The organism is Streptomyces sp. NPDC102270 (assembly GCF_044766405.1).
In the GTDB taxonomy this organism is placed as follows: domain Bacteria; phylum Actinomycetota; class Actinomycetes; order Streptomycetales; family Streptomycetaceae; genus Streptomyces.
Window position 1 is genome coordinate 1 of sequence record NZ_JBIWLX010000010.1, and the last position, 12,580, is coordinate 12,580.

A 12,580-nucleotide genomic window follows, 5' to 3' on the forward strand; every position below is an offset into this window, starting at 1 on the left:
CCGCCACGCCACAACTTCACCGCCCTGCCCCGCATCCGCTCCGAATCCCCCGCCTTCGACCTGCACCACCCCGAGATCGCCCGACACGACCAGAAGCAGCACTCCGGCAGGCGCGACGCCATCGACGCCCCGGGACACGAGGGTCAACGGTCATGATCGGCAACCGGGCACATGCTTCACGACCCGGCCAGGTCACCACCCCCCTCGCCGCCGAGGCCGAGGGCTACCTCCTGCTGCGCAGCCACCACGACAAGGCTCGCCGTGAAGCCGAGCAACTGTGCGCCCGTATGCCCTGGCTGACCACTGTTCAGGCGGAGGCGCTCACCCACCACTACCTGAACCAGCGCGTCGAGCTCACCCGTCACATGCTCCAGGACACGGTCCGGCGCGCCGATCAACTACGGCAGGAGTACGAGAGCTGTTACGGCGAACTGCGCCGCGCACTGCTCAGGCGCCATGCCGCCTTCGCCTCCACAGTCCTGACCTGCGCCACAGGTCTCGCTGCCGCGGCGGAAGTGCTGGCGCGTTAGGCGCCCCGGGCGCCCCCTTTCGTGGCGGGAGCGGCGGGCACCCGGCACGCCCACGGGAGGACCCGCACGTCACCGCACGCGCGCGGTCGGGCACCGCCCTTCCGTCCGGGAGGGAGTCGTCCGGGGCGGCCCGTAGCCGGGGCGGTTTTCCGCGGACTCGTTCGGCATGTCGTCGTACCGTTCGCCCCGGCCTAAGCGTGACAACGGGGCCGAAGAGAGGCGAGCAGGGACGGCGAGCGCCGCCGAGGGCTATGGGCCACCGGGTGGAACGGCGGACGACCCACCCCTGGCCGGAGTCGAGACCACCGAGCGGCCCGGGCCGTCCGGTCCGGTCACCCGCAACCACGTACGAGAACTGCTCGCGGCGCGCGAGGACTCCGCCACGGTGCTCATCGAGGGCCACGCCCAGGTGATCGCCGCCGCGGAACGGGACACCGACCGGTACGCGGGCGCACTGGACGTCATGTCCGGCGAGGAACTGGCCCGCCGCATCGGGACGGACTCCCCGACGGACCGGGAACTGGACGTGCTGGCCGGCACGTTGCACACGATGGTGGCCCAGCTCGGAGCCTGAGTCGGTCAACGGCGCCACGTTCGACGGCGGTGCCTGTGAGCGGGCCGTCCTGGGCCAAGCCCGGTCGTTTCTCAGGGACCGGACCAGCCGGCTTCCCATTCCTTACTGCGCCGCTGCTCCTCGTCCTCGTTCGGCGCCTGCCCGTCCCCCTCCGGCGAGGGACGTGTCGACCGTGACGGCTCGTCACCTCCGGACGGGGCCGCCTTGTCGTCCTGAGTGCTCTCCTGGTACCACTCATCCTGCGCTTCGGACGCAGACTGCTCGGTCATGACCGGCCCTTCTGCCGGGTGATGATGTCGGCGTGGCGTGGCCGTCATGGGAGACCCCCATCCGGCTCGAGGGTTGCGAGCCGCGTACCCCCTTCCTCGCGTCAAGCCACCCGACTCGGCGCGCGGAAGAGCCGGGGCGTCCCAGGGGCCGAGCCGCCGAGCCGACCCCCCTTTTTTTGGCTGCGGAGCCGACACCCAGACGTGATGTGGAATCGGCGGTTCATCTCGTCGCCCGGGGTACTCGGCGGCCCAGTAAGACCCCATCCGTCCCTATCGGAGGTGCGGAGATGACCACCTCTCCTCATTCGTCAATGGAAACCCATCCGGACCTGCTCGACATGCGTCGGCGCCACGAGATGGCGGAGCACGCCACGACCACCCCACTGGCGCAGGCCGTCGAGACGCTGGCCTTCCTCACGGGCGTGTATCTGGCGGCCTCGCCCTGGATCGCCGGCTTCAACGGCCTGTCGACGCTCGCCGTCAACAACCTGATCGTCGGCATCGCGTACGCCCTGCTGCTGAGCGGCGGCTTCGGCCGCGCTTACGAGCGCACGCACAGCATGGCCTGGGCCGCCTGCGCGCTGGGCGTGTGGACCATCGTCGCCCCGTGGGTCGTGGCCGGGGACGTCAGCACCACCAGGTCGGAGGTCAGCAACATCATCGTGGGCGCCATCGGACTGCTGCTGGGGCTGGCGGCCAGCGCCCTCGCCGGCGATATGCGGCGCGGCGAGGAGCGCGGTGCTTCGATGTCGTACGGCGCCGGCCGGAGCTGACATCCCGCGGCGCCCACCGATCGGAGGGAACGACCTGAGTGACCCGGTACCCGGGCCTATCGCGCCCGGGTACCGGGTCGTCCGCGTACCTGGCACGGGGACGGAAACGCCGTGGTTGTGCGGAGTCCGTCGTAGGAGGACTGTGGGGGTGTACGGCTCATTTCGCCAAGCCTCCCTCTGGGGGCTGGGTGTCGACCGTACGCCGGGATGTGGCCCTGCGAGGTAGGAACCCGTGGACCTCGGTGACCGCTTCCACTGTCCCGGCCAGCGGGCCACCGGCCCGCGGAACGGATCGTCATGGCCTTCCCCGACGGCGGCTGGGCCGACGCCTCCACTGCAGCCCATCTCCAGCAGGCACTGCGCCGACACTGTGTGATCAACCAGGCGGTCGGCATCGTCATGGCCCAGCGGCACCGAACCAGTGCTCAGGCACGGGAGACGCTGCGCGCCACCGCCCGCGACCGCAGACTCACCTTCTTCGATGTGTGCACCGATCTGGTCGCAGGCTTCGGCAGACCGCCGCGGGACCCACCCGACCCCTCACCTCGCGGCCCCCGTCCGTAGCCGTCAGCTGTGATCGTCGGGCAGCGGGATTCCGGCGAGTGGTGCGGCGCGGGACAGGTGGGTGTCGGGGCCGAGCCATTCGCACACCAGGAGGCTGGCGTCGTCGTGGAGCCGGTCGTCGTGGTGCTTGAGGAGGGCGCGAATGAGGCGGCGCAGGGTCTCGGGGACGGAGAGCTGGTCGGCGTGGTGGCGGACGAGGAAGTCGATGAACCGGTGCACGCCGAACTCCCGTCCTTCGGCGGTACGGGCTTCTGTGATGCCGTCGGTGTACAGGACGAGCCGGTCGCCGGGCTGGAGCTGCTCGTGGCAGACGGTGGTGGGCAGGTGCAGGTCGGTGCCCATCGGGTGGGCGGGCGGGCACCGCAGGAGAGACGTCCATCGGCCGCCGCGGATCACGATGGGCGGACGGTGGCCGCGGTTGACCCAGGTCAGCATGCCGGTGGAGGTGTCGAGGTCGGCGAGGATGCCGGTGACGTAGCGGCTGGTCCCGAACTGTTCCAGCAGAACCTGTTCGACGGCGTCCCCGAGGGCGGACAGCGGGGTGTTCTGCCTGCGGTGGTTGCGGCAGGCGCCCAGGGCGAGGTTGGCGGTGATGCCGGCCGCGGTGTCGTGGCCCATCGCATCGAACATCGACAGGTGTACGACGTTGTCGGCAACGGCGTAGTCGTAGGCGTCGCCGCTGACCTCGTACGCGGGTTCCATCGCCGCGCCGATGACGACCCGGCCGTCGGCGTAGGTACGCGGCGGCATCAGGGTCCACTGCATCTCGGCGGCGACGTTCATCGGCCTCACTCGGCTGAAGCGGGCGTAGGAATCGCTGACGTCTCGTGTGCCGACGACGAGCAGGGCCACCAGGGACGCCAGCGCGTACATGTCCCGCCGCGTCTGCGCGTCGTCCCTCGGGGAGGTCACATGCAGCACGCCGAGCCGCTCCGCGCCGTCCAGCAGCGGCACCCACCAGCCGTGGGCGCCGGGGTGGACATCACCGGTGGCCATCGTGCGGCCGTACTGATAGGCGCGGCCCGCGACGGTGCCCTCCACGGTCAGCTCCGCGATCCCCTCGGGCGCGTCCTGGGCAGCGTCCAGGCCCTTGCCGGTGAGCAGGCGAAGGACGCTGCGTTGGAGATCACCGAGGTAGATCCGCACGTCACTGAATCCGGCGCGCGCGGCATTCTCGGCCACCAGCGAGGGCATGCGCTCGAACGACATCAGGTGGCTGCCGATCAGCAGATCGGCCAGCATGCTCTGCACCGCTTCTTCGTGATCCGCCACCACTGCCCTCATCTCCGCACGGCAATCGCGCAGCGAATACTCACCGATACCCGAGATACCCCGATATTCGCTTCTCTCCAGTACCCACCACGGCCCGCGCCAACATCTCGCTTCCGCTGGTGCGGGAACTGCGAGCCGGTGCCCGGCGGGCCACGGTGAACCGGGAGTGCGTCGACCAGCTGTCCGAAAGTCAGTCGGCAGAGGCGCGGGAACGGGGCGGCACACGGCGTTCGCCGAGGCCGAAAACCGGCCGACGTGTGTACCGATTTGCCTGACGTGCCTGATCAATTCAAGCCGTTGATTTGAGGCCTGCATGACAAAAATGAGTCCGCGATGTCAGTCTGCTCCGGGAATTCACAGCCCCCTCACAGATTCATCACCCCCCACCTCCTTCCACCCGCATGCCGTGCAGCGCCCCGGACCGGCGTACCCCGCCGGGCCGTCTCGTCCACGGCCCCCACCACGGGTCGGCCGTCGTACCGAAGGAGAACCTCCTTGCCCCTGCGACAGAACGCCCTCGTGCGCCCCAGACGCCTCACCGGCCTCGCTCTGGCGGCCGTCGGCTCCCTGCTCGCCCTCGCCGTCCCGGACTCCGCCACCGCGGCTCCGGCGCATCCGGCAAACGCGAAGATCACCGCCACGCCTCGGGCCGGCGCCGCCCAGCCCCCGCTGTCCCCCGCCCGCCGAACCGCCCTGATCAGGAGCGCCCGGTCCGAGGCGGCCGGAACCGCGCAGCGCATCGGCCTCGGCGCCAAGGAGAGGCTCGTCGTCAAGGACGTCACCAGGGACGCCGACGGCACCACGCACACCCGCTACGAACGCACCTTCGCCGGCCTGCCCGTCCTGGGCGGCGACTTGGTCGTGCACGACAACAGCGGCCGTACGACCGTCACCAGGGCCAACGCGGCGCAGCTGTCGCTGCCCTCGCTCAGCCCGAAGGTCACGGCCGCAGGCGCCGCCGCCAAGGCCCTCGCCGCCTCGAAGCACGATCAGGTCAGGGGCGCCAAGGTGGCCGACGCCTCTCGTGCCGTCGTCTGGGCCGGAACGGGCAAGCCCGTGCTGGCCTGGGAGACCGTCGTCGAAGGCGTCCAGAAGGACGGCACGCCCAGTGAGCTGCAGGTCGTCACCGATGCCGCCACCGGCAAGGAACTCCTGACTGCCGAGAAGGTGCACACCGGTTCCGGCACCGGCCAGTACGTGGGCACGGTCCCGCTCGGCACCACCCTGTCCGGGTCGACGTACCAGCTCGCAGACCCCGACCGCGCCGGCCACCGGACGTACGACCTGGGCCAGGGCACCTCGGGCACCGGCACCCTGTTCACCGACGACAACGATGTCTGGGGCAACGGTCTGCCGTCCGACCGCCAGACCGCAGGCGTCGACGTGGCCTTCGGCGCCGCGGCCACCTGGGACTTCTACAAGGAGGCCTACGGCCGCAACGGCATCCGCAACGACGGGGTCGCCGCCTACAGCCGCGCCCACTACGGCAGCAACTACGTCAACGCCTTCTGGCAGGACTCCTGCTTCTGCATGACGTACGGCGACGGCTCGGGCAACACCCACCCGCTGACCGCGCTCGACGTGGCCGCCCACGAGATGAGCCACGGGGTCACCGCCGCCACCGCGGGTCTGGTCTACTCGGGGGAGTCCGGCGGCCTGAACGAGGCGACCTCCGACATCTTCGCGGCGGCCGTCGAGTTCCACGCCAACCTCGCAGCCGACCCCGGTGACTACCTCGTCGGCGAGAAGATCGACATCAACGGCGACGGCACGCCCCTGCGTTACATGGACAAACCCTCCAAGGACGGCTCCTCCCGCGACAGTTGGAGCTCCACCCTGGGCGGCGTCGACGTCCACTACTCCTCCGGGCCGGCGAACCACTTCTTCTACCTGCTCTCCGAGGGCAGCGGCGCCAAGACCGTCAACGGCGTCTCGTACGACAGCCCGACCTACGACGGTCAGGCCGTCAGCGGCATCGGCATCGAGAACGCGGCCGCGATCTGGTACCGGGCGCTGACGACGTACATGACCTCGACGACGAACTACGCGGGCGCCCGCACCGCCACCCTGGCGGCCGCCGCGGACCTGTTCGGCGCCTACAGCCCGACCTACCTCGCCGTCGCCGACGCCTGGGCCGCGATCAACGTCGGCAACCGCATCGCCCTCGGCGTGAACCTCGCGCCGGTGGCGGACCAGATCAGCGGCGTCAACCAGGTCGTCAGCCTGCAGCTGGACGCCTACACCACCAACACCGGCGCCTCGCTGACCTATGAGGCCACCGGCCTGCCGGACGGGCTGACCATCAGTCCGAGCGGTCTGATCAGCGGCACCCCGACCACACTCGGCACCGGCGATGTCACGATCAAGGTCACCGACAGCACGGGAGCGACCGCCTCGGTCGGCTTCAGCTGGCAGATCGCCTACGTCTACGCCAACGCCTCCCGAGTCGACATCCCCGACAACGGGGCCGCCGTGGAGTCCCCCGTGACCATCACGGACCGCGACGGCAACGCCTCCACGACCACCAAGGTCTACGTCGACATCGTCCACACCTACCGCGGAGACCTGACCGTCGACCTCGTCGGCCCCGACGGCACCGTCTACTCCCTGCTCAACCGCAGCGGAGGCTCCGCCGACAACGTCGACCAGACCTTCACGGTCGACGCCTCCGCACAACCGCTCAACGGCACCTGGAAGTTGCGCGTACAGGACCGGGCGTCCATCGACGTCGGATACATCGCTCGCTGGCAGCTCACCCCCTGACGCGGCGCCACCGGCACCACCGGAACCCCGCTGCCCGGGCCCCGAGGGGCCCGGGCAGCGGGGTTCCGCAAAACCCAGTTCCATCCGGACCGTGGCGTATGAATACTGGCTGTCGTCTCAGTTGATCCGGCTGCTTCGGGCGTTTCGCATGGGGCTGGTGGGAGGACCTGCGGGAGTGACCATGCACGATGACCAAGTGGACGTGACGCCCGAGATGGTCGCGGCCTTGATCCAGGAACAGTTCCCTCGGTGGAGCGGCAAGGCGATCCGACTCGTACCGTCGACCGGGACGGTCAACGCCATCTTCCGTATCGGGGAGGACCTCTCTGCGCGTTTCCCTCTGCGCCCGGCCGACGCTGCCGAGACGTCGACGGTTCTGGAACAGGAAGCCCGGGCGAGCGCGGAGCTGGCAAAGGTGTCTCCGTTCCCCGTCCCGGAACCCGTCGCCCTGGGAAAGCCCGGAGCGGGTTACCCCATGCCGTGGTCGGTCCAGACATGGCTGCCGGGAACGGTCGCCACTGATGGCGATCCGAGCGGGTCGGACGCCTTTGCCGAGGACCTCGCGGCATTCATCGCAGCCCTGCGAGGCGTTGACACGGGGGGTCGGCTCTTCAGTGGCGAAAATCGTGGCGGTGTTCTCGCGCACCACGACGATTGGATGGCGGAGTGCTTCGAGGAGAGTGAGGGGCTGCTCGACGTGCCCCGGATGCGCCGATTGTGGAGCCGTTTCCGGGAGTTGCCCCGCACGGGTGCCGACGTGATGAGCCATGGTGACTTGATTCCCGGCAATGTACTGGTCGCGGGAGACCGGCTCAGCGGCGTACTCGACACCGGCGGTTTCGGCCCGGCCGATCCCGCGCTGGATCTCGTCAGCGCCTGGCACCTCCTGCAGCCGGGCCCGCGGGGACTGCTCCGGCGGACACTGGCCTGTGACGACTTGGAGTGGGAGCGCGGCAAGGCGTGGGCGTTCGAACAGGCGATGGGTGTTGTCTGGTACTACCTCGAAAGCAATCCGACGATGAGTGCAATGGGGCGCCGGACGCTCGACCGCATCCTGGAGTCGATGGAGTGATCTACGCGAGCGAGGGCCACCGAGCTGCGGCCCACGCCAGCCATCCTGACCACCCGGGAGGCGGACCTCCTACCTCATGTCCATCCAGTTCCGTGGGGTCGGGCTCCTCGAACAGCGTCCTCCAGTGCAAGAGGTCCGCCTCGCTCATCACGAAGGTCTGATCAGGGGCGGTCGACCGGCGATGGGCGATCCGAGCACGTTGGGTCTCATGGTCCACCGGCACGTACACGAGTTGACAGGACGCGCCCACAGACACCACCAACCAGCGGATCGCGGACCTCTCGTCACGAGACCAGCATCCGAAATCCAGGACCACGTTCGTTCCCGGCTTCAGCGCCTCGAGACCCAGCCACAGCAGCCGTCCTTCCAGCACATCGCGCTTCCCGGCCGGCTGCGGATCACCGAACAGCGGGAGCATCCACTCGTCAGGCGTCAGGCGTCAGGCGTCAGGCGTCAGCCGCAGCGCGCTGTGCTCCGCGGCCAACTGTCGAGCCCTCGTGGTCTTTCCGGCCCCGGGCAGGCCGACCGTCAGGAACAACGTCGACACCCCGAGATCCTGTCACGGAGTCCAGGTGGCGGCCCTCAGTCGATACAGAACTCGTTGCCCTCGATGTCCAGCATCGGGATGCAGGAGTCGTTGCCGTCGTACAGCGTTCGCACGTGTACCGCGCCGAGCGGGACCAGCCGTTCGCATTCGGCCTCAAGCGCGGCGAGGCGCTCTTCCCCCACGAGTCCGGTGCCGACTCGTACATCGAGATGCACCCGGTTCTTGGCGGCCTTCCCCTCAGGGACGCGCTGGAAGTACAGCCGTGGGCCCACGCCTGAGGGATCAACGCAGGCGAACCAGGAATCGCGCTGCTCAGGCGGCTGCGAGCCCTTGAAATCGTCCCAAGTGGCAAACCCCTCCGGCGGCGGCGGTACGACGTACCCCAGCACCTCGCACCAGAAACGAGCGAGACGCTCGGGTTCTGCGCAGTCGAAGGTGACCTGGAACTTCTTGATCGACGTCATCGGTCCACCATATTGGCGCCTCACTGACGCTCAACCCCATGCAGTACCGTCGCTGGCGTGTCCATGCCGCCATCGCCATCGCCACCACCCCCATCGCCCCGCGTCGGTCTGGTGATCGGGATCGCGGGCGCGGCCTTCGTGGTCGTCCTGGCGATCCTGTTGACGCTGGTGGTGATCGGAGTGAAGACCGAAAGCGGTTTTCCCGAGGCCCACTTCGCGCTGGTTCTGCCCAGGACGCTCCTCGACGGCCGTTATGAACTCGCCAGGGATCTCTCCGGCTCCGTGGGCCGGAGGATCGAGAAGGAATCGACCGGTATCCGGGATGCCAAGATCACTCATGGTGTCGTGGGGGAGTACAGCCTGGGCGGCGACCCGGCCAAGGGCGCGTTGGTGATCACAGGCTTCTACGGCCGGTTCGAGCACCAGGCCAGGACCCGTGCCGAGGCGTTGAAGCGCGACGGTGAGGCCGGCGGCGCGACGGTATCCGTACCACCGAGGGACGTCACCCCGGCGGGGTCGGCCGTCAGGATCAGCTGCGAGGTGCTCACGCGGAAGCGGCCCGCCCTGACGATCACCTATCCGGTCTGCGCCTGGGCGGACGGCAACACCTCGGCCCTGGTGGCCGAGATGACCTTCGGTGCCGTGAACGCCGACCTCGACCTTAGGTCGGCCGCCAGGACCACGCTCCGGGTCCGCTCCGAGACTCTGAAGCCGATCAAATGACCGGGAGAGCATCGCCTTCCGCTCGGCAGGGCCGGTCACCTCGCGGCGAGAGGGCCATCCGTGGAGTCGGTGAGATGTTGTCGGACCAGTGACGATTTCGCGGGCATAGATCACGTCAGCGGGATGCTGAAGTGGATGCCAGGGCCGCTGTCGCCGAGGTGGTCGACCACATGGTCGCCTCCCTCGTCCTCCGCCGGCTCGGTCGAGTGGTTGAACAGGTTGTCCGATCGGAAGGAAGCCGTCCATGGACGAGCAGGACGAGCACTTCGACGTCGTCGTACTCGGCGCGGGCCCCGGCGGGTACGTCGCCGCCATCAGGGCCGCCCAACTGGGCAAGCGCGTCGCGGTGGTCGAGGAGAAGTACTGGGGTGGTGTCTGTCTGAACGTGGGCTGTATCCCCACCAAGGCCCTGCTGCGCAACGCCGAGCTCGCGCACATCTTCACGCGCGAGGCGAAGACCTTCGGCATCAAGGTGGACGGGGAGGTCTCCTTCGACTACGGGGAGGCTTTCCGGCGCAGCCGGAAGGTCGCGGACGGCCGGGTCAAGGGCGTCCACTACCTGATGAAGAAGAACAAGATCACGGAGATCAACGGCCGTGGCACGTTCCTCGACCCGCACACCCTCCAGGTGGCCGACTACGACGGCAACACCCGCACCATCGGCTTCGACCACTGCATCATCGCCACCGGCGCCACCCCCAAACTGCTGCCGGGCACCCGCCGCACCTCGCGCGTGGTGACGTTCGAGGAGCAGATCCTGGCCGAGGACCTGCCGCAGTCCATCGTGATCGCGGGCGCCGGCGCGATCGGCATCGAGTTCGCCTACGTGCTGCACAACTACGGCGTGAAGGTGACGATCGTCGAGTTCCTGGACCGGGTCGCACCGCTGGAGGACGCCGAGGTCTCGGCCGAACTGGCCAAGCAGTACCGGAGGCTGGGCATCGACGTGCTCACCTCGACCCGGGTCGAGTCGATCGACGAGTCCGGCCCGCAGGTCCGCGTCACGGTCACCGGCAAGGACGGCGCTCAGAAGGTGCTGGAGGCCGACAAGGTCCTGCAGGCGATCGGCTTCGCCCCGAACGTCACCGGCTACGGCCTGGAGAAGACCGACGTGACCGTCACCGAGCGCGGCGCGATCGACGTCGACGGCCGCTGCCGCACCTCCGTCCCGCACATCTACGCCATCGGTGACGTCACCGCGAAGCTGATGCTGGCGCACGCCGCCGAGTCGATGGGCATGGTCGCCGCCGAGACGCTCGCGGACGCCGAGACCATGGAACTCGACTACGTCATGATCCCGCGCGCCACGTTCTGCCAGCCGCAGATCGCGAGCTTCGGTTACACCGAGGCGCAGGCCCGGGAGAAGGGCTTCGACGTCCAGGTCGCCAAGTTCCCGTTCACCGCGAACGGCAAGGCGCAGGGCCTGGGCGACGCGACCGGCTTCGTGAAGCTGATCAGCGACGGCAAGTACGGCGAACTCCTCGGCGGACACCTCATCGGCCCGGACGTCACCGAACTCCTGCCCGAACTGACCCTGGCCCAGCAGTGGGACCTGACCGTCCACGAGGTCGCCCGCAACGTCCACGCCCACCCGACGCTGGGCGAGGCGGTCAAGGAAGCCGTCCACGGGCTCGCCGGCCACATGATCAACATGTAGGGGCGCTGCGCCCTTTGCGGGCCACGCAGGAGAGGGCGCTCTTCTCCGACAGACGGGGCCACGGGGCGGATGGTCCGCCAGGCGGGGGCTCCTACCGGTAACTGACCTGTATCCGGCCTGTGTTGGGCGTGTCGCCGACGGCGGTGAGCCCGAGCCGGTTGGAGGCTGGAAGCATGACCGACCCGACTCAGGACCCCCGCTTCCTCCAGGACCCGTACCCCGTCTACGCGGCCATGCGGTCCAGTTGCCCGGTGCAGTCTCTCCCCGCCGAGTCGGGCGGCCGCGCCGGCTACCTGGTCACCGGATACGCGGAGGCCAGGGAAGCCCTCGGCGACCCCCGGCTCTCGAAGGACACGGCCGTCTTCTTCGCGGACAAGGCGTCACGGCGCCGTCTGCACTCCGCGGTGGCGCACACCATGCTGGCCAGCGACCCACCCCGGCACACCCGGCTGCGCAAGCTGGTGACCAAGGCGTTCACCGCCAAAGCCGTCGCACAGCTGCGTCCGTTCATCGCCCGCCTCACCGAAGAGCTGCTGGACCAGTGGCCCGTCGGAGAGCAGGTCGACTTCGTGACCGGCCTGGCGGTGCCGCTGCCCGTCGTCGTGATCTGTGAGCTGCTGGGCGTCCCCGAGGCAGACCGGCCCGACGTGCGGCGCTGGTCCGGAGAGCTGTTCGCGGCAGGCAGGCCGGACGTCATCGACGCGGCCTCGCACTCCATGGCCGACTACATGACGGGCCTGATCGCGGCCAAGCGCCTGCACCCCGGTGACTCTCTTCTCGACCGGCTCATCGCGGCTCGCGACGGAGCCGAGCAGCTGAGCGAGGAGGAACTCGTCTCTCTGGCCGTGCTGTTGCTCGTGGCCGGACACGAGACCACGACCAACTTCCTCGGCAACGCCGCACTGGCGTTGCTGCGGAGCCCGGCCGAGTTGCACCGCCTCGAGCAGAATCCGGACGACGTGCCGGCCGTGCTGGACGAACTGCTCCGGTTCGATTCCCCGGTCAGTACGGCCACCTTCCGGTTCACCACCGAGGCCGTCACACTCGGCGGTACCGACATCCCGCCCGGTGCCCCCGTATGGGTCGCTCTCGGCGCGGCCAACCGCGACCCCGAACGGTTCCCTTCGCCGGACCTCCTCGACCTGGACCGGGACGCCTCCGCGCATCTCGGCTTCGGCCACGGCATCCACCGCTGTGTCGGCGCGCCCCTGGCGAAGGCCGAGGCGGAGATCGCCCTGCGAGCGGTACTGACCCGGTTTCCCGGCATCCGACTTGCCGTACCGCCTGATCAACTGCGGTGGCGGCACACTCGTCTCGTTCGCGGCCTCGCATCGCTTCCTGTCCTGGTGTGACCTGCAGGGCTTCATGGACC

The 12,580-nt window shown here is 69.1% G+C and carries 12 protein-coding genes and 2 pseudogenes; 10 read left to right on the plus strand and 4 right to left on the minus strand.

Annotation, left to right across the window (positions count from 1 at the left end):
* The 3 genes and pseudogenes from ACIRP7_RS21605 to ACIRP7_RS21615 all read left to right on the plus strand — a co-directional run.
* A pseudogene (locus ACIRP7_RS21605) lies at positions 1 to 156 on the plus strand (cytochrome c oxidase subunit I); the annotation flags it as partial.
* On the plus strand, positions 153 to 530 hold the full coding sequence (locus ACIRP7_RS21610; protein WP_403661817.1) for a hypothetical protein: 378 nt from the start codon (positions 153 to 155) through the stop codon (positions 528 to 530). The pseudogene ACIRP7_RS21605 and the gene ACIRP7_RS21610, both read left to right, overlap by 4 nt.
* A gap of 166 nt (positions 531 to 696) precedes the next feature.
* Positions 697 to 1,104: a hypothetical protein gene (locus tag ACIRP7_RS21615; protein WP_403661820.1), complete on the plus strand. Its 408-nt coding sequence runs from the start codon at positions 697 to 699 to the stop codon at positions 1,102 to 1,104.
* Between the two features lie 71 nt (positions 1,105 to 1,175).
* Here the strand turns inward: ACIRP7_RS21615 and ACIRP7_RS21620 are convergent, their stop codons facing one another.
* Entirely contained in the window at positions 1,176 to 1,373 is a 198-nt protein-coding gene (locus ACIRP7_RS21620) for a hypothetical protein (protein WP_403661824.1), read from the minus strand.
* 311 nt (positions 1,374 to 1,684) lie between these two features.
* Here ACIRP7_RS21620 and ACIRP7_RS21625 point away from each other — a divergent pair, with 311 nt between their 5' ends.
* The gene (locus tag ACIRP7_RS21625) at positions 1,685 to 2,146 is read left to right on the plus strand and encodes an SPW repeat protein (RefSeq protein WP_403661827.1); all 462 of its coding nucleotides are present in this window, start codon (positions 1,685 to 1,687) and stop codon (positions 2,144 to 2,146) included.
* Positions 2,147 to 2,443: 297 nt separating this feature from the next.
* Complete coding sequence (locus ACIRP7_RS21630; protein WP_403661830.1) at positions 2,444 to 2,710, plus strand: ANTAR domain-containing protein; 267 nt, start codon at positions 2,444 to 2,446, stop codon at positions 2,708 to 2,710.
* Positions 2,711 to 2,713: 3 nt separating this feature from the next.
* Here ACIRP7_RS21630 and ACIRP7_RS21635 read toward each other — a convergent pair whose 3' ends face one another.
* Entirely contained in the window at positions 2,714 to 3,994 is a 1,281-nt protein-coding gene (locus ACIRP7_RS21635) for a PP2C family protein-serine/threonine phosphatase (protein WP_403661832.1), read from the minus strand.
* A 483-nt stretch (positions 3,995 to 4,477) separates the two neighbouring features.
* Here ACIRP7_RS21635 and ACIRP7_RS21640 point away from each other — a divergent pair, with 483 nt between their 5' ends.
* Complete coding sequence (locus tag ACIRP7_RS21640) at positions 4,478 to 6,745, plus strand: M4 family metallopeptidase (RefSeq protein WP_403661835.1); 2,268 nt, start codon at positions 4,478 to 4,480, stop codon at positions 6,743 to 6,745.
* A gap of 181 nt (positions 6,746 to 6,926) precedes the next feature.
* The gene (locus ACIRP7_RS21645) at positions 6,927 to 7,817 is read left to right on the plus strand and encodes an aminoglycoside phosphotransferase family protein (protein ID WP_403662681.1); all 891 of its coding nucleotides are present in this window, start codon (positions 6,927 to 6,929) and stop codon (positions 7,815 to 7,817) included.
* A gap of 1 nt (position 7,818) precedes the next feature.
* Here the strand turns inward: ACIRP7_RS21645 and ACIRP7_RS21650 are convergent.
* Together ACIRP7_RS21650 and ACIRP7_RS21655 are read right to left on the minus strand one after the other, a co-directional pair.
* Positions 7,819 to 8,364 (minus strand): annotated as a pseudogene (locus ACIRP7_RS21650) (AAA family ATPase).
* 35 nt (positions 8,365 to 8,399) lie between these two features.
* Positions 8,400 to 8,828: a VOC family protein gene (locus ACIRP7_RS21655; protein WP_403661838.1), complete on the minus strand. Its 429-nt coding sequence runs from the start codon at positions 8,826 to 8,828 to the stop codon at positions 8,400 to 8,402.
* A 63-nt stretch (positions 8,829 to 8,891) separates the two neighbouring features.
* On the opposite strand from ACIRP7_RS21655, the gene ACIRP7_RS21660 reads away from it, so the two are divergent.
* The 3 genes from ACIRP7_RS21660 (at position 8,892) to ACIRP7_RS21670 (ending at position 12,560) form a co-directional block, all read left to right on the plus strand.
* The gene (locus tag ACIRP7_RS21660; RefSeq protein WP_403662684.1) at positions 8,892 to 9,551 is read left to right on the plus strand and encodes a hypothetical protein; all 660 of its coding nucleotides are present in this window, start codon (positions 8,892 to 8,894) and stop codon (positions 9,549 to 9,551) included.
* A gap of 244 nt (positions 9,552 to 9,795) precedes the next feature.
* Positions 9,796 to 11,208, plus strand: coding sequence for a dihydrolipoyl dehydrogenase (lpdA, locus tag ACIRP7_RS21665; RefSeq protein ID WP_403661841.1), 1,413 nt, complete (start codon positions 9,796 to 9,798; stop codon positions 11,206 to 11,208).
* Positions 11,209 to 11,381: 173 nt separating this feature from the next.
* Positions 11,382 to 12,560 carry a cytochrome P450 gene (locus tag ACIRP7_RS21670; protein WP_403661844.1) on the plus strand — a complete coding sequence of 393 codons (1,179 nt, stop codon included), beginning with the start codon at positions 11,382 to 11,384 and terminating at the stop codon, positions 12,558 to 12,560.
* The last annotated feature ends 20 nt before the right edge of the window (positions 12,561 to 12,580 follow it).